At 39.5% G+C, this 26,463-nt stretch carries 22 protein-coding genes and 1 riboswitch; of the genes, 20 read left to right on the top strand and 2 right to left on the bottom strand.

The features are described 5' to 3' along the window. Positions 1-13 precede the first annotated feature (13 nt). The 8 genes from CEF18_RS15775 to CEF18_RS15740 all read left to right on the top strand — a co-directional run bounded on the left by CEF18_RS15775 (position 14) and on the right by CEF18_RS15740 (position 10,422). On the top strand, positions 14-862 hold the full coding sequence (locus tag CEF18_RS15775; protein ID WP_110937345.1) for a carbohydrate ABC transporter permease: 849 nt from the start codon (positions 14-16) through the stop codon (positions 860-862). A gap of 56 nt (positions 863-918) precedes the next feature. Next, positions 919-2,214, top strand: a complete 1,296-nt coding sequence (locus CEF18_RS15770) for a Gfo/Idh/MocA family protein (RefSeq protein WP_110937344.1) — start codon at positions 919-921, stop codon at positions 2,212-2,214. Between the two features lie 44 nt (positions 2,215-2,258). Then, entirely contained in the window at positions 2,259-2,900 is a 642-nt protein-coding gene (locus CEF18_RS15765; protein ID WP_110937343.1) for a YesL family protein, read from the top strand. Positions 2,901-3,345: 445 nt separating this feature from the next. Then, on the top strand, positions 3,346-4,323 hold the full coding sequence (locus CEF18_RS15760; RefSeq protein ID WP_110937342.1) for a bile acid:sodium symporter family protein: 978 nt from the start codon (positions 3,346-3,348) through the stop codon (positions 4,321-4,323). Positions 4,324-4,444: 121 nt separating this feature from the next. Further along, positions 4,445-5,764 (top strand): multi antimicrobial extrusion protein MatE, encoded by a 1,320-nt coding sequence (locus CEF18_RS15755; protein WP_110937341.1) that lies wholly within the window; start codon positions 4,445-4,447, stop codon positions 5,762-5,764. 21 nt (positions 5,765-5,785) lie between these two features. Next, complete coding sequence (locus CEF18_RS15750; protein WP_110937340.1) at positions 5,786-7,573, top strand: sensor histidine kinase; 1,788 nt, start codon at positions 5,786-5,788, stop codon at positions 7,571-7,573. Positions 7,574-7,579: 6 nt separating this feature from the next. Then, complete coding sequence (locus CEF18_RS15745) at positions 7,580-9,136, top strand: response regulator transcription factor (protein ID WP_110937339.1); 1,557 nt, start codon at positions 7,580-7,582, stop codon at positions 9,134-9,136. Between the two features lie 179 nt (positions 9,137-9,315). Then, entirely contained in the window at positions 9,316-10,422 is a 1,107-nt protein-coding gene (locus CEF18_RS15740; protein ID WP_110937338.1) for a glycoside hydrolase family 88/105 protein, read from the top strand. A gap of 602 nt (positions 10,423-11,024) precedes the next feature. Here the strand turns inward: CEF18_RS15740 and CEF18_RS15735 are convergent. Both CEF18_RS15735 and CEF18_RS15730 read right to left on the bottom strand, forming a co-directional pair. After that, on the bottom strand, positions 11,025-12,248 hold the full coding sequence (locus CEF18_RS15735) for an ABC transporter permease (RefSeq protein WP_110937337.1): 1,224 nt from the start codon (positions 12,246-12,248) through the stop codon (positions 11,025-11,027). Next, positions 12,245-12,952, bottom strand: a complete 708-nt coding sequence (locus CEF18_RS15730; RefSeq protein WP_110937336.1) for an ABC transporter ATP-binding protein — start codon at positions 12,950-12,952, stop codon at positions 12,245-12,247. Before CEF18_RS15730 ends, CEF18_RS15735 begins: the two co-directional genes overlap by 4 nt. A gap of 330 nt (positions 12,953-13,282) precedes the next feature. Beyond that, a riboswitch (purine riboswitch) is annotated at positions 13,283-13,383 on the top strand. Between the two features lie 281 nt (positions 13,384-13,664). Between CEF18_RS15730 and purE the strand changes: the two genes are divergently transcribed. The 12 genes from purE (at position 13,665) to purD (ending at position 26,430) form a co-directional block, all read left to right on the top strand. After that, complete coding sequence (gene purE, locus CEF18_RS15725; RefSeq protein ID WP_110937335.1) at positions 13,665-14,150, top strand: 5-(carboxyamino)imidazole ribonucleotide mutase; 486 nt, start codon at positions 13,665-13,667, stop codon at positions 14,148-14,150. Then, positions 14,147-15,325, top strand: a complete 1,179-nt coding sequence (gene purK / locus CEF18_RS15720; RefSeq protein ID WP_110937334.1) for a 5-(carboxyamino)imidazole ribonucleotide synthase — start codon at positions 14,147-14,149, stop codon at positions 15,323-15,325. Before purE ends, purK begins: the two co-directional genes overlap by 4 nt. Then, positions 15,322-16,620, top strand: coding sequence for an adenylosuccinate lyase (gene purB / locus CEF18_RS15715; protein WP_110937333.1), 1,299 nt, complete (start codon positions 15,322-15,324; stop codon positions 16,618-16,620). The genes purK and purB overlap by 4 nt, the downstream gene beginning before the upstream one ends. Positions 16,621-16,705: 85 nt before the next feature. Continuing rightward, positions 16,706-17,419, top strand: a complete 714-nt coding sequence (gene purC, locus CEF18_RS15710; protein WP_110937332.1) for a phosphoribosylaminoimidazolesuccinocarboxamide synthase — start codon at positions 16,706-16,708, stop codon at positions 17,417-17,419. Positions 17,420-17,421: 2 nt separating this feature from the next. After that, positions 17,422-17,676 carry a phosphoribosylformylglycinamidine synthase subunit PurS gene (purS, locus tag CEF18_RS15705; protein ID WP_110937728.1) on the top strand — a complete coding sequence of 85 codons (255 nt, stop codon included), beginning with the start codon at positions 17,422-17,424 and terminating at the stop codon, positions 17,674-17,676. Next, positions 17,673-18,356, top strand: a complete 684-nt coding sequence (gene purQ / locus CEF18_RS15700) for a phosphoribosylformylglycinamidine synthase subunit PurQ (protein ID WP_110937331.1) — start codon at positions 17,673-17,675, stop codon at positions 18,354-18,356. Before purS ends, purQ begins: the two co-directional genes overlap by 4 nt. Beyond that, positions 18,340-20,571: a phosphoribosylformylglycinamidine synthase subunit PurL gene (gene purL / locus CEF18_RS15695; RefSeq protein ID WP_110937330.1), complete on the top strand. Its 2,232-nt coding sequence runs from the start codon at positions 18,340-18,342 to the stop codon at positions 20,569-20,571. Before purQ ends, purL begins: the two co-directional genes overlap by 17 nt. Then, entirely contained in the window at positions 20,547-21,971 is a 1,425-nt protein-coding gene (purF, locus tag CEF18_RS15690; protein ID WP_110937329.1) for an amidophosphoribosyltransferase, read from the top strand. The genes purL and purF overlap by 25 nt, the downstream gene beginning before the upstream one ends. Positions 21,972-21,973: 2 nt before the next feature. Continuing rightward, positions 21,974-23,011 (top strand): phosphoribosylformylglycinamidine cyclo-ligase, encoded by a 1,038-nt coding sequence (gene purM, locus CEF18_RS15685; RefSeq protein ID WP_110937328.1) that lies wholly within the window; start codon positions 21,974-21,976, stop codon positions 23,009-23,011. Further along, on the top strand, positions 23,008-23,589 hold the full coding sequence (purN, locus tag CEF18_RS15680; protein ID WP_110937327.1) for a phosphoribosylglycinamide formyltransferase: 582 nt from the start codon (positions 23,008-23,010) through the stop codon (positions 23,587-23,589). The genes purM and purN overlap by 4 nt, the downstream gene beginning before the upstream one ends. After that, positions 23,590-25,128: a bifunctional phosphoribosylaminoimidazolecarboxamide formyltransferase/IMP cyclohydrolase gene (gene purH, locus CEF18_RS15675; RefSeq protein ID WP_110937326.1), complete on the top strand. Its 1,539-nt coding sequence runs from the start codon at positions 23,590-23,592 to the stop codon at positions 25,126-25,128. It begins immediately after the preceding gene. 24 nt (positions 25,129-25,152) lie between these two features. Beyond that, on the top strand, positions 25,153-26,430 hold the full coding sequence (gene purD / locus CEF18_RS15670; RefSeq protein WP_110937325.1) for a phosphoribosylamine--glycine ligase: 1,278 nt from the start codon (positions 25,153-25,155) through the stop codon (positions 26,428-26,430). Positions 26,431-26,463: the final 33 nt, after the last annotated feature.

Raw genomic sequence — 26,463 nt, 5'->3', positions numbered from 1 at the left:
GGAGGACCCGATTGTGGAATATAAAACGAAGAAAAAAATAAAAAAAATAACTCAGCATCTAGTGTTAGGGACATTTACTTTAATAATGCTTTACCCACTTGTCTGGATGCTCGGAAGTTCATTTAAAGAGAGTTCAGAGGTTTTTGTTGATGCACATGCTATTTTTCCTGAGTCATGGAAATTCTCAAACTACGTAGAAGGTTGGGAAGGATTTGCTGGAATAACCTTTACAACTTTCTATAAGAATACCTTTATAATTGTGATTATCTCAACCGTAGGAAGTATTTTTTCTTCAGCTCTAATAGCATATGGATTCGCCCGTATTCCTTTTAGAGGGAAAAAATTGTGGTTCGTTATTATGATGTTAACAATGATGCTTCCTTTTGAAATGACCATGATTCCTCAGTACATTATGTTTAACTGGTTCGGCTGGATTGACACTTATCTGCCGCTCATTTTACCGACATTTTTCGGGATTCCGTTTTTTATCTTTTTGATCATGCAGTTTATTAGAACTATTCCTAAAGAACTCGATCAGGCAGCTAGAATTGACGGATGTAATACTTTCTCAATTTTTACCCGTATCATCTTGCCACTTGTTGTACCAGCATTGATGACATCTGCAATTTTCTCATTCTACTGGCGCTGGGATGACTTTATGGCACCTTTGATTTATCTTCAGACACCAGAAAAATATCCGGTTTCCTTGGCACTAAAATTATTCTCCGACCCAGAAGCAGTTACAAACTGGGGTGCAATGTTCGCAATGACATCATTAAGTTTGCTTCCAATCATAGTTATTTTCTTTATCTTTCAACGCTATATTGTGGAAGGAATTAGTACAAGTGGTTTGAAGGGTTAAGACCATTTAAAGCATAGTTGATTTAGGTAAGAAAATAAAGGGGTGGGGTGATTGTCTTGAAAAAGTTTGCGGTTTGTGGCGTGAGTAAAAGGGCTATCGGTATGTTCATTGAGCCCATGTTAAAAAAATTCTCTGATAACTGTCAGCTGGTTGGTCTGCTGGATGTCGACAAAAAACGCTTTGCTATATGTAAGGAACAGCTTCCAGAGATTATTAATGTACCTGAGTTTGCAGACAGCGAATTCGACCGCATGATATCGGAAACCAAACCGGATGTAATTCTTGTTGCAAGCCGTGATGAGACACATGTAAAGTATATTGTTAAGGCACTAGAGCATGACCTTGATGTGGTCACAGAAAAGCCAATGGCCACTACGGCAGCGGATTGCAGAAGAATTATGGATGCCGAAGAAAACAGCAAGGGTGAAGTAACCGTTACATTTAACTATCGTTATGGACCTCATCATACTAAAATAAAAGAAATGATTCTCGAAGGGAAGCTCGGAAGGGTTACCTCGGTGGACCTCAATTGGTACATTGACACCTATCACGGCTCAAGTTATTTTCAGCGTTGGAATCGAGATCGCAAGCTTTCTGGTGGGTTATCGATTCATAAAAGTTCCCATCACTTTGATCTTATAAATTGGTGGCTTGATCAGAAGCCTTCAGAAGTATTCGCTTTCGGTGCTTTGAACTACTATGGAAGTGAGAGCATATACAACCCAGAGCAGGAAGATTCTCGTAATTGTGAGAGTTGCATTGTGAAAAGGAACTGTTCTTACTATTCCCGCTGGAATTCCCGTAGTAATACTATGAAGGTTCAAGATGACCATATCGATTCTGATATAAAGCAGCACAGCGGATATACGAATTATCGTCCTGATCAGTGTATCTTTGATTCTGAAATTGCAATTGAAGATACCTACACTGCGACTATTAAATATGATCAGGGAGCATTGCTTAGCTATTCTATCAATTTTTCGCTTCCATATGAAGGCTACCGATTGGCGATAAATGGAACAAAAGGGCGCTTGGAAACCATGGAATATCATGCTCCGTCAAGAGTTCCATTTCCTATACCTGTACAGACAATTGACTATTTTCCATTGTTTGGATCAAAAGAAATAATCCACGTAGTCGAACGGGAAGGTGGTCATGGCGGTGGCGATCCGGTGATTCAGGAAGACATATTTCTAGGTGAAGACCCATTGAGACCATATAAAATCTTGTCAGGTAGCAAGGATGGGGCATATGCAGTAACAACCGGAGAAGCAGTTTGGAAGTCAGTGAAAGAAAAACAGTCGATCCGGGTGGAAGATTTGTTGGCGCGGCCAACACTAACAAACTATTGATATATGAAATCCGATAAACGGACAAATGACTGGGGTGAAATGTGATGGAAATGGGTCGATTATTTACAAGTATATATAATCTTTGCCAATGGATTTGTTACTTTTTTTATCTGAATGTCATGTGGGTCTTTTGCACGCTTTTAGGCGGGATCATTTTCGGAATAGCACCGAGTACGACTGCTGTCTTTGCAGTAGCTCGAAAAACAGCCCTTGGCGAAGAGGATGTAAAGGTATTTCGAGCATTTTGGGAAGCTTATAAAAAGGAGTTTTTCAGAGCAAATATTCTTGGTATTTGTCTGACTGCATTCGGTCTCCTTTGGTATTTTAACTTAAATTTCTTTCGTTCTTTCGAAGGATCGCTCTACTTTAGTCTCAACGTACTCATGACAATCATTGGAGTTGTTTTCCTTCTGATGCTCCTATATATTTTCCCAGTTTTTGTCCATTTTGATCTGAAACTTTATCAATATGTTAAATTCTCCATTGCTTTTAGTTTCTTATTCTTTGGGAATGTTTTGGTGATGCTGATCACTTGTATTTCCACCTATTACTTTCTAATTTCTTTTCCGGGGTTTATTCCAATTTTTGGCGTAAGTCTTCTTGTTCAGCTTAATATGTGGATGGCTTGTCAATCATTTAAAAAGGTGGAACGAAAGAGAATCTTTTTTATACGGGGATTGGTTTAGGTGATAAAGATAGATTCAAGCTGTAGATGGAGGTTCATTGATATAATAGAGCCACGTAACTATGGTCTGCTGAATAACCTTCCATCTCTTTTAAGGTAACGGAACTAAAGAAGGAAATGACTCTAACTAGTAAAATGTTAAGGTTAACGCTGACGAAAGATTGAAGTTAAATAAGAGTTCTGTTAAGTGGACAAATTCAGACTTTTCCTAAAGTATTTGATAGGTTACACTTAATTACAAATTGCTAAAATCGTATCGATATAATCGAAATTAGTTATTAGGCGTTGCTATAGAAAAAGATCTGATCCATCCCTACATTCGTAGATTGTATAGATCAGGTGTTTTTATCAATTTTATTATGGAGACGTAGGCGGTGGGGTATATATAAGTATAGATAATCTTTATTTCAATGCTAGAAGTTGTGTAAAAGAATAGAGGAAGTTTAATGCTAAAAAAAACTAATCTCTTATTAGAGAAGGCAATGCCGTACATGATCCCTTTAATAGTTTGTCTGGGCGTAACGGTGTGGAGTGGGATGGCTGAGCTTGATTGGATCGTTAAGTGGATTTTTGCTTTTATCAGTTTTTCAAGTTGTCTTAGTCTTAACCTGTTTCATGTAAAGCAAGCTTTTTCCCGTCCGGTTCCAATTGTTGTCTGTTTGATTATTTTACAGCTCTTCATTCCTTCTCTTGCTTACCTTAGTGGTCTTATTTTTTTTCCTGATGATATCTATATGATAGCAGGTCTTGTTCTTGCTTTTACGATTCCTACTGGCGTAATAACACTAATGTGGACGGGGATATTCGGCGGTAATACAGGGCTGACCTTGGCAATAGTACTAATTAATACCATCTTATCTCCACTTCTAGTTCCGCTTACTCTTAAATTCTTGGTTGGCACGCAAGTATCTATGGATGCACTTGGTCTGATGAATGGCCTATTCTGGATGATTGTCCTTCCATCTTTATGCGGTATATTTTTTAACCGAGTGACAGGTGGGAGTTCGAAAAAATTGGGTACAACGTTAGCCCCGTTTTCAAAAATAGCCATTATGACTGTGATCCTCATTAATAGTGCTGTTGTGGCACCGTTCTTTCAAACGATAGATGCTACCTTGATTTTCTTATTTTTACTTGTTTGGACTATTTCATCTATTGCTTACCTCATGGGTCTATTTATCCCTTGTCTACTGAAGTGGGAGAAGGAGACTGCGATTAGTTTAATGTACAACAGTGGGATGCGAAATACGGGAGTGGGTGCTTCACTTGCAGTGACTTTTTTCCCTCCAACTACGGCGCTTCCAGTGGTATTGGCAATTATTTTTCAACAATTCCTTGCAGTCCTGGCCGGGAAATTTGTTCATTTTTATTTTAAAAGAGAGAAGAAGTGGATCGGATTATTAGACTTGAATAGAGCAAAATAATTTAAGAGATTACATACCTTAGCCACTGCCAAATAAGCTTCAGTTCGGTTCATTGTTATAGATAAAGTGAATAGCAAAATAAAAATGTAACATTTATCTATGCGGGAAGAAGTGGTTGACCTTGGCGAATGGATCTTCCAATGTATCTTATAATGATCTTATAGCATTTTTTATTCCCTTGGGTATATCTTCAAGTTTAACAGCAGTAACGCATGTCATCATCAATGGAACCTTAAGTAGAGGAGAAGACGCTGCTTTTATTATCGCTTGTTATGCAGTAGCACATGCTTGTTTCGGGCTTGTGGAAAAACCGTTGATAGTGTTCCGTCAGACAAGCTCGGCACTTGTCACAGACATGAGGTCTTTTAAAGCTCTTGCTGTTATTTTTGTGTATGTGAGCTTGATTATGATCTCAATAAGCATGGCCATCAGCTTTACACCAATCGGAAACTGGGTATTTATTCATTTATTTAATGCTGATTATAATATGGTCAATACCATCTCACTTACCTTCAGTGTTATATCACTTGTGATTATCGTTTCTGGCATTCGTGGAATATATCAAGGGGTCATCATTAGCCATTTTGCAACAAAGTGGTTGACGGTTGGTGTCATTGTTCGGTTAGCTGGTATGTTTCTTGTATCGTTTTGGTTTGTTTATACTGATCAAGTAACGAGTATGGCTGGTGCCGCTATTTTTTTAATTGGAATGTTTATCGAATGTGTGGTCAGTGTTTGGAAAGGACATTTAATCCTTAAAAAGACGAAGCAGAACTCAGATGGATTGAAAATGAAAGATATTATGCCATTTTATTTGCCGCTCGTTTTTTACTTCCTTTTACAAACGCTGCTACAACCGATTATTTATGTTTTTCTCACTCAAAGCTCCGATATTGAGATGAGTATTGCTTCTTTTGCACTGGCATTTGCAATCTCTCAATTAATGCTCAGTTTTTTTATGTATACGCACCAACTTGTTCTGCAGTATTATCAAGCTGATAAGGAAAAAGTGCGCAGGTTTATAGTTTTTCTCAGTCTGATCCCAGCACTTCTCTTATCTATCATGTCGTTTACCCCTGTTGGAATGTGGTTCATGAAAACTATAATGGGAGCCGAGGACTCACTGGCGGAACCTACGTTAATCGTGTTACAATTCTTTATCCTTAAAGTACTTATTTTCCCGTGGGTCGACTTCTTTAATGGATTTATTATGTTGCAGCGGCAGACACGGAATATGGTCATTGCACAGACATTAAATCTACTTGTAGTATTTACTACTCTGTCCATATTAGTCTCAGTTTACCCTCAATGGAACGGTGTGAATGGGGCTATAAGTGCTTCCGTCGGTGAATTGGCTGGGTTAATTGGTGTGCTGATTATTGTGCATCGAAACAAATTAAATGGAAAACGCTTACAAAATAAGGCGTTGAGAGCAAAATGAAGCAACTTAAGGAGGTGCTAGTTGAAGAATTCCACCCGGGTTATCTCAACTATTTATTTCCATTGTATCCGTTTAATGAAAGCGTTACATCCTACGAATATATTTAATCGATTTACAAAAATTAGTAATAAAATCTTCTCACTAACCTTTTTACTTTTGTTTGTTTTTGGCATAATGGGAATTCTAACTTTTTATTATTTGTCTGTTATTTATGAGAATAAAATTTATGAAGAATCTGCAAACACCTTACATCTTTCTTCTACAGTTCTTGATAGGGAATTAGAAGCAATCGAGGAATTTTCATTTCAAATCGTGACAGACAATTATTTGCAAGCCTATTTAGATAGGTTGAGAGTAGAAACAATTAGTTACGAATCCTATATTACCCGAATGCAGATAATCGAGAGACTCATATTGTATGTAAATCAGAGGTCATTTATACCGTCTATTCAAATAGTTGATGCAAATGGAAAAATTAGTATAGGAGGATTCTCCTCTGAAGATGTGGATATAGAAAAAATAACAGCCCAAGTAGATGCTGCTGGCGGGTCCAATGTTTGGTATAGAGACGAACAGAGTAACACTCTATTTGCAGCAAGGGAATTCAAAAAACAAGAAAAATTGTCGCTCGACCACTTAGGATATTTGATTATTAGTCTCGATCTGGATGATCTGATTGATAATACTTTAAATCTCACTCCGAATAAAAAGTTTTTTATTACACAGGGGAAAGATATCATTTATTCAGACGTTTTCCAGCCAAATGAAGTAAATTCCTTTTTAGACCTTCAAGTAAGTGATCATTATCAAATTAAAGACATAGATAATGAAAAATATTTAGTCACCCCACAGTCTTCTAGATTTTTTAATATGACATACTACAATATTCTTCCATTTGAGAATGTATCCAGTCAGAAAACTCTGATTACGAGAATAATGTTAATTTATATTTTGTTAGTCGTGTTTATTACTATTTTTATAAGTCGCCGCTCGGCAAACGCGATTTCAAAGCCGATTGAAGAGTTGACCCAGAAAATGAAAACAGTACAAAAAGGAAACTTTGATCAGATCGAATATGATAATAAGGATTATTTAAAAGATGAAATCGGTGATCTTCAACAGAATTTCCATATCATGCTCGACAAAATCAATGAATTAATCAACGAAAATTATAGGAAACAGCTTGTTATTAAAGAAACGGAATATAAAGCGCTGCAGTCGCAGATCAATCCACATTTTCTTTATAATACGCTTGATTCGATAAACTGGATGGCAAAAATGAACCAACAGGTGAAAGTTTCAGCGATGGCGGAAGCATTGGGAAATATGATGAGAAATATTATAAGCAAAAAAGACCCGTTAATTAAATTAAAGGAAGAACTCGACATCGTAAAGAATTATATTACGATTCAAAAGTATCGTTATGAAGATCGTCTAGATTTCGAGTTAGAAGGTGATCCGGAACTGAATGCTTCACTTATTCCTAAGCTTACTATTCAGCCGATTGTAGAAAATGCGATTCAGCACGCCCTTGAAGAAATGGTAGGAACATGTAAGATTTCTGTATATATCTTGTCTAAAGGGGAGAATCTTACGATTAAAGTTAGAGATAATGGATCTGGAATCGAAAAGGAAACGATAGAACAAATATATGAAGGAAAAGTAAAATCGAAAGGGTCTGGTATAGGGCTATATAATATTAACGAAAGAATCCATCTTATGTTTGGACAGGATTATGGGGTTGAGATTGAGAGTGAAAAAGGACAGGGTACTACGGTAACAATAACACTGCCTTTTGTGAAGGAGTGAAGTGAGATGTATGATGTTCTTGTCGTGGATGATGAAATAAATATACTGGAGGGTATTGCCGCTATTGTTGATTGGGAAAGCATCGGAGCACGCTTAGCCGGGAAATCTTCCAATGGAAAAATGGCATTTGAACGGATTAAAGAAAATCCTCCGGATATTGTAGTTACAGACATAAAAATGCCCGGAATGAATGGAATTGAATTAATAGAAGCAGTTTATGACATTTTTCCGGATATCCGTTTTATTGTATTGTCGGGATTTAATGAATTTGAATTTGCTAAAACCGCGATGAGGTGTGGAGTAAAGCACTACCTCCTTAAGCCAAGCAATGAAAAGAAGATAGAAGAAGCGTTGAAACAAATTGTTGATGAATTAGATATGGGTGAAGAAAAAGAACAATTTATTAAAGGTATCCAGAAGAATTTACAAAAAGTTATTCCGAAGGCCAAGGAACAATTTCTTCGTGAATTTATAATTAATAAAAAGTATGATCTGAAAGAGTTGTCGTACTACCGAGAATTATTTGGAATGGAGGAGAAGACGGAATCATACAGACTTCTTGCTTTTATTATTGATGACAAAAATGATTATGAAAATCTCTTAATATTAAAGGAAATGGTGACGAGTGAACTAGGAAAGGCACGGCGGATTTTACTGTCTACCATCATTTCTGAGCGTATTGTTCTGTTAATAGATGATAGTCCAACTCATTCTTTGATAGAGAAAATAAAAAGGGTTCAGGAGAAATGGCAGTCATATTACGATAGTAACTTTACAACTTCAATCAGCAGTATTAGTTCGATCACTAATCTGCACAGCCTTTATCAAGAAATTCTTGAAGGAATGTCGCAACGATTTTATTTAGGGAGCGGGGGAATTGTAACAGCAAATGATATTTATGTCGAAGAATCTTCTCATCATGCCCGTTCTTTTAACCATGAGGAATTAATTCTCGCCATTCGAAGCGGAAATGAAAAAGAAGCTGTCTCATACCTGAATCAGTTTTTTCATGACTTAACAAATACAAAAGCAGAAGTACAAATTGTCCGCTCGCATTGTTTTGAACTGTTGATGTCACTCATAAGGCAGACAAAAACGGATGTTATGGATGACATGTTTAAAAAAGTAAAAGACTTTCACACGTATTCCACTCTTCAGGAGATAGAAAAATTTATCAAAAAAATGGCATTAGAGATTGTGGAAATAAATTATGAAGCAAAGAAAACAACTCAAAATAAAATTGTCAATCAAGTGCTTGTCTATACAAATGCACATGTTGGTGAGGAGGCATTATCGTTATCCTATATCGCGTCAGATGTATTTTTTATGAATCCTGATTATTTAGGGAAATTATTCAAAAAAGAAACTGGAGATAAATTCTCTACTTATTTGATGAGACTGAGGATGTCGGAGGCAACTAAACTGATTCAACAAACCGACGAAGTAAGGGTTTTCGAAGTCGCCGAAGCCGTTGGTTTTGGTAATAATCCTCGTTATTTTAGCCAAGTCTTCAAAAAGCATACAGGGTATACTCCGTCGGAATATAAAAAGATATCTTCGTAAAAATGCGTTTCGAATGTGAGAAGGAACTTCGTAATCAATAAAATAACTTTCATGCTTTTTAGAAGGCGTGAAAAAGGTTTGGAAAGGGGAGAGAGGGGTGTTGGGATTTGTAGGAGATACGAACATATTCCAGTTATCTTATACAATCAATTCTTTTAAAAATATGGAGGTGTATAGTTATGGTTTATAACTTAGTAGAGAAATTGAAAGAGGAATATAAGGATGGTTGTGGGAAGTGGTATGAATTAAAATGGCACTATATACAAGGTTGTATTCTTAAAGCCTATCTTGATAGCTATGAGCAGACTGGCAATGAAGGAGATTACAAGTTCGTTAAGGATTTCATTGATCGTCTCGTTGACGAGGATGGGAATGTTGAGAAAATTGATATCAATTACTATAGCATTGATCAAATTAGAATGACTTCTATCCTCTATACTTTGTATAAAAAAGAAAAAGATCCAAGGTATAAAAAGCCGATAGATTTAATTTACAAACAACTCGAAACGTATCCAAGAACGGAAACAGGAAACTTCTGGCACAAAACAAACTATCCACATCAAATTTGGATGGATGGCCTTTATATGGGACAACCCTTCTATGTACAGTATATTAAAGAGTTTGAAGAGAAAAAGGATTATTCAGATACGATAAACCAATTTAGAAACGTACGAAAGCTTCTTTATGATGATGAAACGCAATTGTATTATCATGCATATGACGAAAGCCGAGACATGTTTTGGTGCGACAAAGAGACAGGATTATCTCCACACGTATGGTCACGTGCTGTTGGCTGGTATGTGATGGCACTGGTAGATATTCTTGAATTACTTGAAGATCAAGACGTAAATTCAGATGAACTGAAGGATCTCTTAAAAGAATCAGTAGATGGAATGCTACGCTATCAGCATCATAGTGGACTATGGTACCAAGTGGTTGAATATAGTGGTAGAAAAGGAAACTATTTAGAAACTAGTGGTACTGGTATGCTCTCTTACGGAATTCTAAAAGGGGTAAGACTTGGCTACTTATCAGATGCCTATACGAAGTACGGTGTTGATGCCTTTGATGGTATGGTCAATGAATATTTAACGGAAAATAATGGCGAGGTTTTGTTTGGCGGCATTTGTAAAAGTGCTGGACTAGGGACACACCCTGAGTTAGGAGTTGTTCGTGATGGAAGCTATGATTATTATATTAATGGTGAGCCGATTGTAATAAATAATGGTCACGGAGTTGCTCCGTTATTAATGGCATATAATGAAATGAAGTTTCTAGAAAAATAAATCATTGGGGCGGGCGGTTCTCTGCTTCCAACAACAAATCTAAGGGTCAAAGCGGTTTAGTTCTGTCATTCTTTCTATATAAAATCGTACTCCTGAAATTAATTATTCCCTAATATTGGTGTGACGTCAAATTTAGGGGGAAAGTTAAAGGGAATAGTTTAGGGAACGGAAAACAGTCTAAAACTATGTAAATATAAGCATTCTAAAAACAACCTTGATAATGGCAATTGGTGGTTTTTAGTTCCCACAACACATCCTTAAATCAAAGTCCATTTTTACAATGTTGCCTACCTTAAAGAGAAAAAGGATTAGAGCAAAACCTAATTCCTTGTTTTTCTTTGAACAGAGGACTCGAATCCTCTCTAGGCGACTGTTTTCCGGGGGCAATGTTTCAGTCTCCCTGAGAAGTTGATCCTGCTGGGTCTTTAGCTTTTGCTAATCTTGTAGGAGTCTCCGCCTTCGCTACTTCGAGTTACTTAATCAAAAAAAAGAAAGTCAACGTGGACAACCTTTCTACATGGTTGGTGTTTATTCGTTCTTTCAATCCACTTACGAGAAACAATAACAGTTTAAAAGTTTTTTAGACTGCAATGCAGCTTTTCTTATACCATCAGTTCCTTCTTAACATAAAAATACATGAGTGTCGTAGCAATCACTGCGACGAGAAACCCTGCCCATACAAAGGGAAAAAAAGCGGACCAGCCTGTAAAAAAACCAAATAAGAAGCAAATTGGAAGTGTTAGAATGAAGGTTGCTTTTTTAACAGCATAACTCGTTTCTTCATGTCCGGGATTGGGATAAAGTTTAAAGTACAAATGGTTTTTCATTTCATCCCAACTTCCGCGGATGAAATGAATGATACTAAAGGTAGAAAGAAGTAACACAATCCACTTGATCCAAAATGGTGCAACGACGATACCAACGACAAAGCAAACAACAAGCTGAAAGAGTGTAAGTAATTTCGACTTATTTCGAATCACAAATTTAATGAAGGTTTCCGTAATGATATTTGAATTCGTTCTATTTTTGAATACTTGAGCAGACTCGGAGAAGAGAATGAACGGTTCTTTGTTTGCGCGAAAATTTTTCTCGACCCTATATCCGCTAGCTTTAATGAAGGAAGTTGCTAGTACTAATTGGCGTTGTCCTTCTCTCAAGCAATCAGCTTGAAAGCTCCACGTCAAATTTAGACGAACATTGAATAAAAATCGTGCAGCAACTCCGTTTATAATAATTAAAAACCATTGTACGAAATAAGGACTGATCAAAAACAGCTGAAAAACAACGAAAAATGTAATGAGCGAAGCCATGTTGATAAAATATAATCGCCACCGTTTAAACCAGATAGAAAAGAGTTGTCGGATGAATTGAATATTAATTCTAAATAATGAAGTGAAGACAGTAAATGTGAAAACGGTGCTTAAACTCGTATCATCGTATGTCCTCCAGAGAGGATATAGTGCAGCAGCTAGAATCAAGATAAGTCCTATCGAAAAGATCATGGAGTAGATCATTCCGTGCCTCATAAGAGCTTGAACCCACTGTTTTTCCTGCCTGAGAAATAGTAGATCGCCTTCTTTAATAAACAATCGGACGGAACCTATTAAACATATGTAAAAGAAAATATACCGTGTATATTGAAGAGGGAAAGCTTCTATCCAGGGTGCTTGATCGGTCCAGATCGAGTAGTACTGGTAGCATATAAAAATAACGAACGGTACTATGAAATATAAAGCGATTATCCAATCTACAGCTGATTTCCATACTTCATAATGGTAGTTCCACTCTCTTTTTAGACGTTGTTGAAATAACTGTTTTGGAGTCATCGCTTTTCATTCTCCATAAAATAGTAAAAACAATCCATTAAAGAGGCTTCAGGTACACTAACTGCTCGTACTTCATCAAGTGTCCCAGCCGCGATTAGTTCTCCTTGATTGACTAATAAAAAGCGATCACAAATTTTTTCTGCCGTATCTAGCACATGAGTAGACATAAGGATAGCTGCACCTCGCTGACGTTCCTCATCTATAATGGATAAAAAGTCTTTGATGGCTTTTGGATCCAAGCCGATGAATGGTTCATCAACAATATAGAGGGTTGGTTTAATTAAGATAGCAACTATGATCATCAATTTCTGCTGCATTCCTTTTGAAAAAGAACCAGGAAAGTGATGCTTAACATGTTCCAATCTAAAAAGGCTAATTAATTGTTCGGCACGTTGATAAAAATTAGCGTCTTCTATGTTATTAACGGCTTTTGCCAGTTCGATATGTTCCCATAACGTGAACTCTTCATAATAAACGGGGTGCTCAGGTATATACGCATAGCGATTATTGCCGGCGATGTTAATTTCTCCATCAACTTCTTCAAGAAGCCCTAAAATAGTTTTAATAATTGTACTTTTTCCTGCTCCATTTGGTCCGATTAATCCGACTAATTCACCTTGTTGCAATTGGAAGTGAATATTTTTAATCGTTTTTTTGTTGTCGGAGTAGCCGGCATGATGTAAATCAACACAGAGTATTTCCATAACATCACCTTCCGTATAAGATTCTCTCTTAATCTAGTATTAGTATATACGTATAAATAGTCTTTTTTGTTTCAATGTATATATCTTTATATTTTTTTACTTTCGTACCTTTATAAGAATTAATTCTTTCAATGATTAGAAGACAGCATTTTATAGAATACTATTTTCAGTGACTGTAAAGTCCAAATACTGGTAATATTGCCTTTGTTTTAGGGACTCTGTTGGTAAAAACCTCTTACGAATCGACGAAATCCGAACAATAAATACAAAAAACAATAAAATGTTCGATTCGATGTTGACGAGGTATACGAGTAATTGTTATGATTAGGGTAAGAAAAAAATACGTTACCTCATATAATATTGGGAATTCGGCCCAGAAGTTTCTACCTACTGACCTTAATCAGTGGACTATGAGGGAGATGGACACAAATTTACGCGATACAAGGCGGGTGTTGGAAGGAAGTTATTTTATGCTTTCGGAAAACCTGGCTTGCTTTTGTATCGCTCAAATTTATTGTGCGATTTTCTACCATTGCGCAATATCCAACGTGTCTTATTGTCCCTCTTTGTTTGGATGATAAGATGCGTTTTTTTATTATCCTGACATCTTAAGGGGACAATTTCTCTCTTTGGCGCCACAAATGTGACAAATACTTTATAATTGAATAAGGAATACTGGTTAGTAGTTAAAAATCGAGGAGGTCAATATTGTATGACAGTTAAAGTTGGAGTAATTATGGGTTCGACATCGGATTGGACAACGATGGAAAATACGGTGGAAACCTTAAAAGAACTAGGTGTTCCGTTTGAGACAAAAGTTGTCTCCGCTCACCGAACCCCGGATCTTATGTTTGAGTATGCAGAAACTGCTCGCGGAAGAGGACTTGAAGTCATCATCGCTGGTGCAGGCGGGGCAGCCCACTTGCCAGGAATGGTAGCAGCGAAAACAACGATTCCGGTTATTGGAGTTCCTGTACAAACAAAAGCATTGAATGGAATGGACTCCTTGCTTTCGATTGTGCAGATGCCTGCTGGAGTGCCAGTGGCAACCGTTGCTATTGGAAAAGCAGGTGCGATAAACGCTGCACTTTTAGCTGCTCAACAGCTCTCTGTTCATGATGAAGAAATCAGAGATAGATTAGAAAAACGGCGTGAGAAAAAACGTGACGAAGTTTTGCAAGAAGGAGCGTTATCATGAGAAATAAATGGATTGAACCAGGGAAAACAATTGGGATTCTAGGTGGGGGACAACTCGGAAGAATGATGGCTCTTTCAGCTCGGGAGATGGGCTATCGAGTGGCGGTTCTTGATCCTACCCCTGACTCTCCGTGTGGACAAGTCGCAGACGAACAAATCATTGGAAAGTATGATGATTTGGCTGCCGCTGAGAAGCTTGCTGAAATTTGCGATGTTCTTACGTATGAATTTGAAAATATTGACTCAGAAACAGCGAAATGGCTAGAAGAGAATATGTATTTACCTCAAGGAAGTAACCTTTTATCAATCACGCAGGACAGAATTCATGAAAAAAAAGCCATAAAATCATTTAACATTCCAGTCGTTCGTTATCGTGCTTTGGAAACAGCGAGTGAACTTCAGCAAGCAAGAGAAGCTTTGGGCTTGCCTGCTGTGTTGAAAACGACACGCGGAGGATATGATGGCAAAGGTCAACGGATCATTCGTTCAAATAATGAATTACCAGCGGCCTGGTCAGAAATGGAAGGAAGCGGGCCTTTTATTTTAGAAGCTTGGGTCCCATTTGAGCATGAAATTTCGGTGATAGTGACAAGAAGTGTGAATGGAGAAATGACGACATTTCCTGTTGCCGAAAACATACACGTCAAAAATGCATTACATCAATCTATTGTTCCTGCGCGTATTTCGCCCGATGTAGAAAAACAGGCAATAGAGATAGCCACACAATTAGCTGAATCATTCGATTTGATTGGTACATTGGCTGTCGAGATGTTTGTCGATGACGACGAAAGAATTTATGTGAATGAGCTAGCGCCAAGACCTCATAATTCTGGTCATTATTCGATTAACTCATGTGAAACGTCACAGTTCGAACAGCACATAAGAGCAATTTGCGGCTGGCCATTAGGGAAGACTACGCTTTTGAAACCAAGTATTATGGTGAATATTTTAGGCGAACACGTAGATGGTGTCATAGAAAACCTTGAAAATTTACCTGAAAATCACTTGCATATGTATGGTAAAAAAGAAGCGCGAACTGGAAGGAAAATGGGTCACATCACATTTTTAACAGATGATTTAGAAAAAACACTTGAGGCAATTGATGAATCTTCCATATGGAAACAGGAGGAAGAAACAGAAGATACAGAAGAAACAATAGGAGGAACCGAGGAATGATTGAACGCTATTCACGCCCAGAAATGAGTGCAATTTGGACAGATAATAACCGATTTCAAGCTTGGCTGGAAGTAGAAATTCTCGCGTGTGAAGCGTGGGCTGAGCTTGGAGATATCCCTAAAGCGGATGTTGCAAAAATCCGTGAAAGTGCGTCTTTTGACGTAGAACGGATCTTCGAGATCGAAGCAGAAACTCGTCACGATGTCGTTGCATTTACTCGTGCAGTTTCAGAAACGCTTGGAGACGAAAGAAAATGGGTTCATTATGGATTAACTTCAACAGATGTTGTAGACACAGCGTTATCTTATTTATTAAAGCAAGCAAATGACATTATTGAACGAGATATTTTGAATTTTATAGAAATCTTGAAAAACAAAGCGATCGAACACAAGATGACGGTAATGATGGGGCGTACACATGGTGTACATGCTGAACCAACCACGTTTGGATTGAAGTTGGCGCTTTGGTATGAAGAAATGAAACGGAACCTGGAGCGTTTTCGTCAGGCGAGCGAAATGGTTCGTGTTGGTAAACTGTCAGGTGCTGTAGGAACATATGCGAACATTGATCCATCCGTTGAAAAATACGTTTGTGAGGGATTAGGATTAGAAGCTTCTCGTATTTCCACTCAAACTTTGCAACGTGATCGCCACGCACAGTATATTGCAACGATTGCTCTTATAGGATCTTCCATTGAAAAAATGGCAGTAGAAATTCGTAATTTACAAAAGAGTGAAGTTAGAGAAGTAGAAGAATTCTTCTCTAAAGGGCAAAAAGGATCTTCGGCTATGCCGCATAAACGTAATCCAATCGGCTCTGAAAATATGACTGGACTGGCTCGTGTGCTAAGAGGACATGTAATGACTGCTTATGAAAATGTGGCACTGTGGCACGAAAGAGATATTACTCATTCCTCGGCGGAGCGAGTGATCTTGCCAGACGCAACGATTGCTTTGAATTACATGTTGAATCGATTCGGCAATATTGTTAAAAACTTAACGGTTTTCCCGGAAAATATGAAGCGTAATATGACAGCAACTTACGGATTAATATATTCTCAACGAGTGCTTTTATCACTAATTGATAAAGGACTAGCTCGTGAAGAAGCTTATGACATTGTGCAGCCTAAAGCAATGGAAGCATGGGAAACTGCGGTTCAATTCCGCGAACTGGTTGATGCAGACGAGCAGATTACGGCTCATCTCTCATCAGAGGAATTAGATGATTGCTTTGATTATCATCACCATTTAAAGCATGTAGATACGATTTTTGACAGATTAGGACTCGTTAAATAAGAGAGGAAGGGTGTAAAAACCCTCCTCTGTCATAATTTCAATAGTACCAATATTTCGAAAATACACGGCAGGAGGCGACCTTCAATTGGAAAAGCGAGGCTGTTTGTACGAAGGAAAAGCGAAGCGGATTTATGAAACGGATAAGCCTGAGGTTCTATGGGTGGAGTACAAGGATGACGCCACAGCATTTAATGGTGTTAAGAAGGATGTTTTAACAGGTAAGGGACGTCTGAATAATGAGATCAGCTCCGTTATTTTTTCTTTGCTGGCGAGAGAAGGTATCAAGAGTCATTTTATCGAGCGTCTCTCGGAAACAGAGCAGTTGATTCGTAAAGTGACAATTATTCCGATCGAGGTTGTCGTTCGTAACATTGCAGCTGGTAGTCTTGTAAAACGTCTGGGGCTTACACGTGGACAACGTTTCGATCAGCCGATTGTCGAGTTTTATTATAAAGACGATGAGCTGGGAGATCCGCTAATGAATGAGGAGCATATTCGTGTGATGGGACTTGCTACAGAAGATGAGGTCGCTTCTTTGAAAGAGAAAGCACTAGAAGTCAATGAACATTTAATAGAGTTATTTAAAAAAATTGATGTAGACTTAGTGGACTTTAAATTAGAGTTTGGAAGAGATATTTCAGGCAAAGTATTGTTAGCAGACGAAATTTCACCTGATACATGCCGATTATGGGATTCTAAAACAGGAGATTCATTTGATAAGGATTTGTTCCGTTTTGGGCAAGGAAACTTGCAGGAAGGTTATGAAACTATTTTAGCTCGTTTAGGAGGAAAATCATGATGATTTTTGAAGTGAAGGTAACTGTTACATTAAAAGAGGGTGTTTTAGATCCTCAAGGATCAGCTGTTCAAAATTCTTTGCACCAGCTAGGTTTTGATACGGTGGAAGGTGTTCGCATCGGGAAAATTATGAATCTTCGTATCGAAGCAACCAAGGATAGTATTGATGACCAAGTGAAAGAAATGTGTAACAAGCTTCTTGCTAACCCGGTTATTGAGGATTATCGCTATGAAATAGAGGAGGTTGTCTCCTCATGAAGTTTGCGGTCATTGTCTTTCCGGGCTCCAACTGTGATTTAGATATGTTTCATGCAATTAAGGATGAACTTGGCGAAGATGTCTCTTATGTGTGGCACGATGAGACAAGCTTAGACCGATTTGATGCCATTCTCCTTCCCGGCGGTTTCTCCTATGGGGATTACCTTCGCTCAGGAGCCATTGCCCGATTTTCGCCAATCATGAAAGCGGTGGAAGAAGCAGCAACTGCAGGAAAACCGGTTTTAGGTGTTTGTAATGGATTTCAAGTTCTGCTAGAAGCAGGTTTACTTCCAGGTGCAATGCGTAAAAATGCTAAATTGAAATTTATTTGCAAGCCTGTAGCACTCAAGGTGAAAAATAGCGAAACAATGTTTTCGATGGCATATGAAGAAGGTTCTGTGATCACTATCCCTGTTGCCCATGGTGATGGAAATTATTATTGTGATCAAGAAACACTTGCTTCTTTGGAAAAGAACAACCAGATTGTGTTTACTTACGAGAGCGAATTGAACGGCTCGATAAATGATATCGCGGGTATTACCAATGAAAAAGGCAACGTTCTTGGGATGATGCCTCACCCCGAGCGAGCAGTAGACAGCTTGTTAGGTTCAGAAGACGGATTAAAGCTTTTTAAATCAATCGTAAAGCATTGGAGGGAACAGCATGCAACTACTTCATGAACCATCGCCTGCGATGATTAAAGAACAGAAAGTTTATCAGGAAATGGGCGTAAGCGATAAAGAATTCCAAATGGTGGAGGATATTCTAGGGAGATTGCCTAACTATACGGAATTAGGACTATTTTCTGTTATGTGGTCTGAACACTGCAGCTATAAAAATTCGAAAGTTCTCTTAAGTAAATTCCCGACTACCGGTGAAAAGGTACTGCAAGGACCCGGTGAAGGTGCTGGAATCATTGATATTGGTGATGAACAGGCCGTTGTTTTTAAAATAGAAAGTCATAATCATCCTTCCGCAATTGAACCGTATGAAGGAGCTGCCACTGGAGTTGGCGGAATTATCCGTGACATTTTCTCCATGGGGGCTCGTCCTGTAGCGTTACTTAACTCGCTGCGTTTCGGTGAATTAAAGAATCCTAGAGTGAAATATATTTTTGAAGGTGTCGTGTCTGGAATTGCCGGATACGGTAACTGTATCGGAATTCCAACAGTTGGCGGAGAAATTCAATTCGATCCTTGTTATGAGGGGAATCCGCTTGTTAATGCTATGTGCGTCGGTTTAATTAATCATAAAGATATCCAAAAGGGGCAAGCAAAAGGTGTCGGAAATCCGGTGTTATATGTTGGTGCCAGTACTGGTAGAGACGGTATTCACGGTGCAACTTTTGCGTCCGAAGAGTTAAGTGCAGAATCGGAAGCAAAACGACCGGCGGTTCAAGTTGGAGATCCATTTATGGAGAAATTATTGGTAGAAGCTTGTCTTGAAGCAACAAAACACCCTAAATTAGTCGGTATTCAAGACATGGGAGCAGCCGGGTTAGCCTCATCATCGGCTGAAATGGCAAGCAAGGCTGGATCAGGTATTGAGATGAATTTAGATAACGTACCTCAACGTGAAAAAGCAATGACAGCCTATGAAATGATGTTATCAGAATCTCAAGAACGGATGCTTCTTGTAGTGGAAGATGGCAGTGAACAAGAATTTATTACCCTTTTTGAAAAATGGGGCTTAATGGCAAATGTAGTTGGTCGAGTAACGGATGACCATCGTCTTAGACTTTTGCATAACGGAAACGTTGTAGCAGACGTACCGGTTGATGCGCTAGCAGAGGAAGCACCTGTTTACCATCAGCCATCCAAGGAACCAAGCTATTACCAGGAGTTTCAGAAGCAAAAGGATTATCGTCCAAATGTGACCGATTATTCTGAGACATTAATGAATTTACTGCAACAGCCTACGATTGCCAGCAAAGAGTGGGTATATAACCAGTATGATTATATGGTAAGAACAAGTACAGTTGTTGCCCCTGGATCGGACGCGGCAGTTGTTCGAATCCGCGACACAGACAAGGCATTAGCAATGACGACGGATTGTAATTCCCGTTATTTATATTTAGATCCGTATGTAGGCGGGAAGTTAGCTGTTGCTGAAGCAGCAAGAAATCTTGTTTGTTCGGGAGCAGAACCTCTCGGAGTAACAGATTGCTTGAATTACGGAAGTCCGGAAAAACCAGAAATTTTCTGGCAACTGGAGCGATCTACGGATGGATTAAGTGAAGCATGTAAAGACTTGGAAACACCTGTTATTGGAGGGAATGTTTCTTTATATAATGAAACAGCAAAAGGGGCCATTTATCCAACTCCTGTTATTGGGATGGTCGGTTTAATCACAAGTCTCGATCATATTACGCGCCAGGCATTCCAAAAAGCTGGTGACCGTGTGTATGCATTAGGAGAAGCAAAACCTGAGTTTTCCGGGAGTGAATTACAGAAGTTTACAGAAGGTAAAATTTTCGGACCGGCTCCATCCATTGACTTGCAGCTAGAAAAAAATCGTCAGGATCAAGTTCTTGGTGCGATAAGAGCTGGTACGGTCCAATCTGCACACGATCTATCAGAAGGTGGATTTCTTCCAGCACTGGCTGAATGCGTGTTTGGTACCGACTTCGGTGCAGAAGTTACATTAGCTGGGAAAGATGTTCTTGCTGAGTTATTCAGTGAGTCTCCATCAAGGTATATTCTGACCGTGTCAGAGGAAAATGCGGAAAAATTCGAAAAGTTAATACCGGAAGCGAAAGAGATTGGCGTTGTAACTAATGAGAAGCAAATTCTTGTAAAAAATCAACAAGGGGAAACTCTTGTAAACGAAAGCGTCCAGAAACTTGAGGACGCATGGAGAGGTGCTATTTCATGTTTGGTGAAATCAAAGGCTTAAACGAAGAATGTGGCGTGTTTGGAATTTGGGGTCATGTGGATGCAGCACAAATTACGTATTACGGCTTACACAGTCTTCAGCATCGTGGACAAGAAGGTGCTGGAATAGTCGTGACAGATCGGGAAAAGCTTTCGATTCACAAAGGAATGGGACTCGTTAATGACGTGTTTAACCAGGATATTTTAGATCGTTTAAAAGGAACCGGTGCGATTGGTCATACTAGATATACAACTGCAGGGGCAAGTGATTTCGTAAATTGTCAGCCGCTGCAATTTAATTCACAATCTGGAAGTCTTGCTTTGGCTCATAACGGTAATATCGTCAATGCGACCGCATTAAAGCATCAGCTTGAGTATCAAGGGAGTATTTTCCAAACTACCTCAGATACAGAAGTCATCGCTCATTTAATGAAGCGAAGCGGTTATCCTGACTTAAAGGATTCGCTTAAAAATGCACTTACGATGGTTAAAGGAGCATATGCCTTAGTATGTCTCGTAGAGGATAAAATGTTTGTCGCTTTGGATCCCAACGGTCTTCGTCCATTATCAATTGGTAAATTGGGAGATGCTTATGTGGTTTCCTCGGAAACCTGTGCTTTTGATATTATTGGTGCGACATTTGAACGTGAAGTTCAACCAGGAGAGTTAATTACTATTGATGACGACGGTCTTCACATCGACGTATTTTCTCCGTCAACAAAAAGAACAATTTGCTCGATGGAATATGTATATTTTGCACGACCGGACAGTGATGTTGAACAAATAAATGTGCATTATGCTCGTAAAAACCTTGGGAAGCAACTTGCCAAAGAAGCCCCTATTGAAGCTGATGTCGTCACAGGAGTTCCAGATTCCAGTATTTCTGCAGCAATCGGGTTTGCTGAAGAGACGGGAATTCCTTATGAGTTAGGACTTATTAAAAACCGTTATATTAATCGCACATTTATCCAGCCATCTCAGGCACTTCGAGAGCAGGGGGTAAAAATGAAGTTATCGGCTGTTCGAGGGGTAGTTGCCGGAAAACGTGTGGTAATGATTGATGATTCGATCGTACGTGGGACAACAAGCAGAAGAATTGTCGGTTTATTGCGAGAAGCAGGAGCAAAAGAGGTACATGTCCGAATCAGTTCGCCACCGATTATTAATCCTTGTTTTTATGGAATAGACACATCTACAAAAGGTGAATTAATTGCCTCTGTCAAAACAACAGAAGAGATTCGGGAAGAAATGGGAGCAGATTCTCTCACTTATTTAAGTGTTGAAGGATTAAAAACCGGGATAGGAAGACCCGATACAACGGAAAACTGTGGACAGTGTCTCGCCTGTTTCACCGGTCAGTACCCGACAGAAATTTATCCGGAAACAGATCATCCTTACGATAAGGTACTAGGAGGAAAGTAAGCATGTCTAAAGCATACGAATCCGCAGGTGTAAATATTGAGGCAGGATATGAAGGTGTTCGACGTATGAAAAAGCATGTGGAGTCAACCTATCGTAAAGAGGTGATGGGTGGTCTAGGTGCTTTCGGTGGTCTATTTGATTTGTCGCAGTTAAATCTGAAGGAGCCCGTGCTCGTTTCAGGTACCGACGGAGTGGGGACAAAACTGATGATTGCCCAGGAAATAAATAAGCATGACACGATCGGTGTCGATGCTGTGGCGATGTGTGTCAACGATATTGTTGTTCAAGGGGCATCGCCTTTATTTTTCCTGGATTATTTAGCATTAGGAAAGAATGATCCCGAACAAGTCGAGCAAATTGTTGCGGGAATTGCGGAAGGGTGTCGACAATCGAATTGTGCTTTAATCGGTGGTGAAACGGCGGAAATGCCTGGATTATATGATGAAAAAGAATATGATGTTGCAGGTTTCGTTGTTGGTGCTGCTGAAAAAAGTCAACTTTGGGGACCGGACCGTGTTTCTGAAGGCGATGTTCTTATTGGATTGACTTCTAGTGGCGTTCACAGTAACGGATTTTCATTAGTACGAAAAATTGTTAAGGACGCAGGCTTTACTTGGGATGATAAAATTGAGAACCTTGAAACGACATTAGGGGAGTTATTTATGACCCCGACGCGTATTTATGTAGAGGCGGTAAAACCTTTTCTTGGCACAGATCAGATACAGGCTGCTTCCCATATTACTGGTGGAGGTTTTGTCGAGAACATCCCACGTATGTTGCCGGAAGGACTTGGGGCTGAGGTTTCTCTTGGTGAATGGGAAGTGCCTTTTGTTTTCCATTGGTTAAAAGAAAAAGGAAACCTCACTAATGAAGACTTTCTTGAAACGTTTAATGTAGGGATCGGTTTTGTGATGGCTGTGAAGAAAGATAATTTGGACGGTGTGTTAAATACACTTCGTGAGCAAGGAGAAACGCCTGTTCATTTAGGGCAGGTTGTTAAAGGGGAAGGAATCCAATTCAAGGGAGCGTTAAAACTATGAAAATTGCCGTGTTTGCATCAGGCAGTGGAAGTAACTTTCAATCAATCTTAGAAGCAGTTGAAAGTGAACTTGTTGATGCTTCGGTCGAGCTCTTAGTGTGTGATAAGCCAGGAGCTCTCGTAGAGAAAAGGGCTGAAAAAGCGGGAGTTTCATTGTACTCTTTTTCACCAAAAACATTTGCCTCAAAAGCAGCATTTGAGCAAGAAATTTTGGCCGAGCTTCAAGCAAAAGGGGTAGAACTCATCGTTTTAGCTGGTTATATGCGCTTAATTGGACCAACACTTCTTGAGGCATATGGGGGAAGGATCGTCAATATTCATCCTTCTTTATTACCTTCATTTCCTGGATTAGATGCTATTGGACAAGCATTTGATGCAGGTGTTAAGGTATCAGGAGTAACGATTCACCTTGTCGATGAAGGAATGGATACAGGGCCTATTATAGCGCAGGAAGCTGTTAAGATAAATGAAACAGATACAAAAGAGGTTCTCCAGGGTAAGATTCAAAAAGTGGAGCATGAGTTATATCCAAAGACTCTTCAGCATGTGATCAGCCAATTACAAAGGAGCGTGAAATAAATGAAAAAGCGAGCATTAGTGAGCGTTTCAGATAAACGAGGAATCGTTTCGTTTGTTCAGAAACTTGAAGAGATGGACGTAGAAGTAATATCCACTGGTGGAACAAAAAGAGAATTGGAAAAAGCAGGTGTGAATGTTATTGGAATCGAAGAGGTAACGGGGTTTCCTGAAATGATGGATGGCCGTGTAAAGACACTTCATCCAAACATTCATGGAGGGCTTCTTGGCGTGCGTGAAAACACAGAGCACATGGAGGCTTTAAAAGAACAAGGAATTGGTCTTATTGATTTTGTTATTGTAAATTTATATCCTTTCCAATCAACCATTGAAAACCCTGCATCTACGTTTGACGATGCGATCGAAAACATTGATATCGGCGGCCCGTCTATGATTCGTTCCGCTGCGAAAAATCACAACGATGTGGCCATTATCGTTGATGCAGAAGATTACGACGTTGTTTTACAGGAATTAAAAGATTCTAATGGAGAATTATCAGTGGAGCGTAAACGTAAGCTAGCAGCGAAAGCATTTCGACATACCGCGGCTTATGATGCATTAATCGGTGAGTATTTAACAAAACAAGTAGGCGAAGAGGCACCCGAAAAACTAACGATTACATATAACCGCAAGCAAATGCTTCGCTACGGAGAAAATCCTCATCAACAAGCAGCTTTTTATGAACGACCATTAGGTAACCCAACATCAATTGCTCGTTCTACTCAGCTTCATGGGAAAGAGCTCTCTTACAACAATATTAACGACGCAGACGCAGCTCTTGCGGTGATTCGTGATTTTGAAGGACCGACAGTTGCTGCAATCAAGCATATGAACCCTTGTGGTGTCGGAATTGGCGCGACGATTTTTGACGCTTTTACCAAGGCTTACGAAGCTGACACAACCTCTATTTTTGGCGGTGTCATTGCTTGTAACCAAGAAGTTGATAAAGAAACAGCGTTAAAAATGAAGGAAATCTTTCTTGAAATTGTCATAGCTCCTAGTTTTTCTGAAGAGGCGCTAGCAGTATTAACGGAGAAGAAAAACATTCGTTTATTAACGGTTGATCTTGAGTCGAATCAACCTGTAGAACAACGTATTACCACTGTTTCAGGTGGCGCTTTAGTGCAGGAAACAGATACATTGAGCTATGAAGACGTGGAAGTAACGATTCCAACGACTCGAAAACCTTCGGATAGTGAGCTAGAGCAAATTAAAATGGCTTGGAAAGTAGTCAAACATGTGAAGTCCAATGCGATTGTTTTAGCAAAAGCAGACCAGACTATCGGTGTAGGTGCTGGACAGATGAACCGTGTTGGTGCAGCGAAGATTGCTATTGAACAAGCAGGAGACAGAGCAAAAGACGCTGTCATGGCTTCGGATGCCTTTTTCCCAATGAGCGATACGGTTGAAGCAGCTGCGAAAGCGGGAATAAAAGCAATCATTCAGCCAGGTGGTTCAAAACGCGATCAGGAATCGATTGATATGGCGAATGAATATGGGATTACGATGGTGTTCACTGGCGTAAGACACTTTAAACATTAAGACAAACATGAGGGGGGAATCTGTATGAAAATCTTAGTTATTGGAAGCGGAGGGCGAGAACACGCTTTGGTTTGGAAGTTTGCCCAGTCTTCGAAAGTAACAGAGGTAATCGTTGCTCCGGGCAGCGATGCGATAAACGAACTGGCAGGATGCCGGTCGGTTCAAGCGGATATGTCTGACCATTCGAGTCTCGTTGACTTGGCAATAACAGAAGAAGTCTCGTTAACCGTTGTGGGTCCTGAAGCCCCTCTCGTTGCAGGATTAATCGATGATCTTCAAGCAGCAGGTCTGAAAGCTTTTGGACCAACGAAAGCAGCTGCCGAACTAGAAGGAAGCAAGCAATTCGCAAAGGATTTGATGGAAAAGTATCGTATTCCTACTGCGGCTTTTGAATCTTTCACCGATTTGGAGAAGGCGAAGGCATATATCCAAAAGGTAGGTGCACCGATCGTTGTCAAAGCTGATGGATTAGCGGCTGGCAAAGGTGTAGTAGTCGCTGAAACGGAAGCAGAGGCTTTAGAAGCCTTGGATCAAATGATGGGTGAGCGAACATTTGGGGATGCCGGTGAATCAGTGGTCATTGAAGAATGCCTGCGTGGGGAAGAGTTATCATTTATGGCTTTTGTTCATGGTAATACAGTCATTCCAATGGTTACGGCACAGGACCATAAGCGAGCGTTCGAAGGAGATACCGGACCTAATACTGGCGGAATGGGTGCCTATTCTCCGGTTCCTCATTTAGATGGTGATTGGTTAAAAAAAGCTGAAATGTCGATTTTACGGCCCATGGCTGGGGCAATGGTAACAGAAGGGGTTCCATTTACAGGGATTCTTTACGCTGGTCTAATGATTACCGAGCAAGGGCCGAAAGTGATTGAATTCAATGCCCGTTTTGGAGACCCGGAAACACAAGTTGTTTTACCTCGATTGAAGACGGATCTGGTAGATGTGATAGAGAGTGTCTTAAATGAGGAGGAACTAGCGCTTGAGTGGGCGGAGGAAGCTTGTGTTGGAGTTGTCTTGGCTTCAGAGGGCTATCCGGGTAGCTATGAAAAAGGTACAGTGTTTCATTTGCCTGAAGTTGACGACAAAGCAAATCAGTTATGGTTTCATGCTGGAAGTGTAAAAAATGATTCTGATGCCGGTGGTTGGAAAACGAATGGCGGACGAGTGTTGTTGCTAGCGACGGTGGCTCCAACGCTGAAGGAAGCATTAAGTACGACGTATGATGTGTTAGCTCGAAGTGAGTGGAATGGGCTTTTTTATCGAAAGGATATTGCGCATCAGTTGGTTGAGAGATAATAATTTAACATAAGAGGTAAGATCCCGTCAAAG

The organism is Salipaludibacillus neizhouensis (assembly GCF_002886185.1).
Taxonomy (GTDB): Bacteria; Bacillota; Bacilli; order Bacillales; family Salisediminibacteriaceae; genus Salipaludibacillus; species Salipaludibacillus neizhouensis.
Note: the sequence above shows the minus strand (reverse complement) of the source record. Positions and strands in the feature narration are given on the sequence as shown.

Bases quoted from the DNA above. Each gene is read 5' to 3' on its own strand.
- CEF18_RS15765 (WP_110937343.1), top strand. From the start codon at position 2,259: ATGGAAATGGGTCGATTATTTACAAGTATATATAATCTTTGCCAATGG.
- CEF18_RS15760 (WP_110937342.1), top strand. From the start codon at position 3,346: ATGCTAAAAAAAACTAATCTCTTATTAGAGAAGGCAATGCCGTACATG.
- CEF18_RS15745 (WP_110937339.1), top strand. From the start codon at position 7,580: ATGTATGATGTTCTTGTCGTGGATGATGAAATAAATATACTGGAGGGT.
- CEF18_RS15740 (WP_110937338.1), top strand. From the start codon at position 9,316: ATGGTTTATAACTTAGTAGAGAAATTGAAAGAGGAATATAAGGATGGT.
- CEF18_RS15735 (WP_110937337.1), bottom strand. From the start codon at position 12,248: ATGACTCCAAAACAGTTATTTCAACAACGTCTAAAAAGAGAGTGGAAC.
- CEF18_RS15730 (WP_110937336.1), bottom strand. From the start codon at position 12,952: ATGGAAATACTCTGTGTTGATTTACATCATGCCGGCTACTCCGACAAC.
- purE (WP_110937335.1), top strand. From the start codon at position 13,665: ATGACAGTTAAAGTTGGAGTAATTATGGGTTCGACATCGGATTGGACA.
- purK (WP_110937334.1), top strand. From the start codon at position 14,147: ATGAGAAATAAATGGATTGAACCAGGGAAAACAATTGGGATTCTAGGT.
- purB (WP_110937333.1), top strand. From the start codon at position 15,322: ATGATTGAACGCTATTCACGCCCAGAAATGAGTGCAATTTGGACAGAT.
- purQ (WP_110937331.1), top strand. From the start codon at position 17,673: ATGAAGTTTGCGGTCATTGTCTTTCCGGGCTCCAACTGTGATTTAGAT.
- purL (WP_110937330.1), top strand. From the start codon at position 18,340: ATGCAACTACTTCATGAACCATCGCCTGCGATGATTAAAGAACAGAAA.
- purF (WP_110937329.1), top strand. From the start codon at position 20,547: ATGTTTGGTGAAATCAAAGGCTTAAACGAAGAATGTGGCGTGTTTGGA.
- purM (WP_110937328.1), top strand. From the start codon at position 21,974: ATGTCTAAAGCATACGAATCCGCAGGTGTAAATATTGAGGCAGGATAT.
- purN (WP_110937327.1), top strand. From the start codon at position 23,008: ATGAAAATTGCCGTGTTTGCATCAGGCAGTGGAAGTAACTTTCAATCA.
- purH (WP_110937326.1), top strand. From the start codon at position 23,590: ATGAAAAAGCGAGCATTAGTGAGCGTTTCAGATAAACGAGGAATCGTT.
- purD (WP_110937325.1), top strand. From the start codon at position 25,153: ATGAAAATCTTAGTTATTGGAAGCGGAGGGCGAGAACACGCTTTGGTT.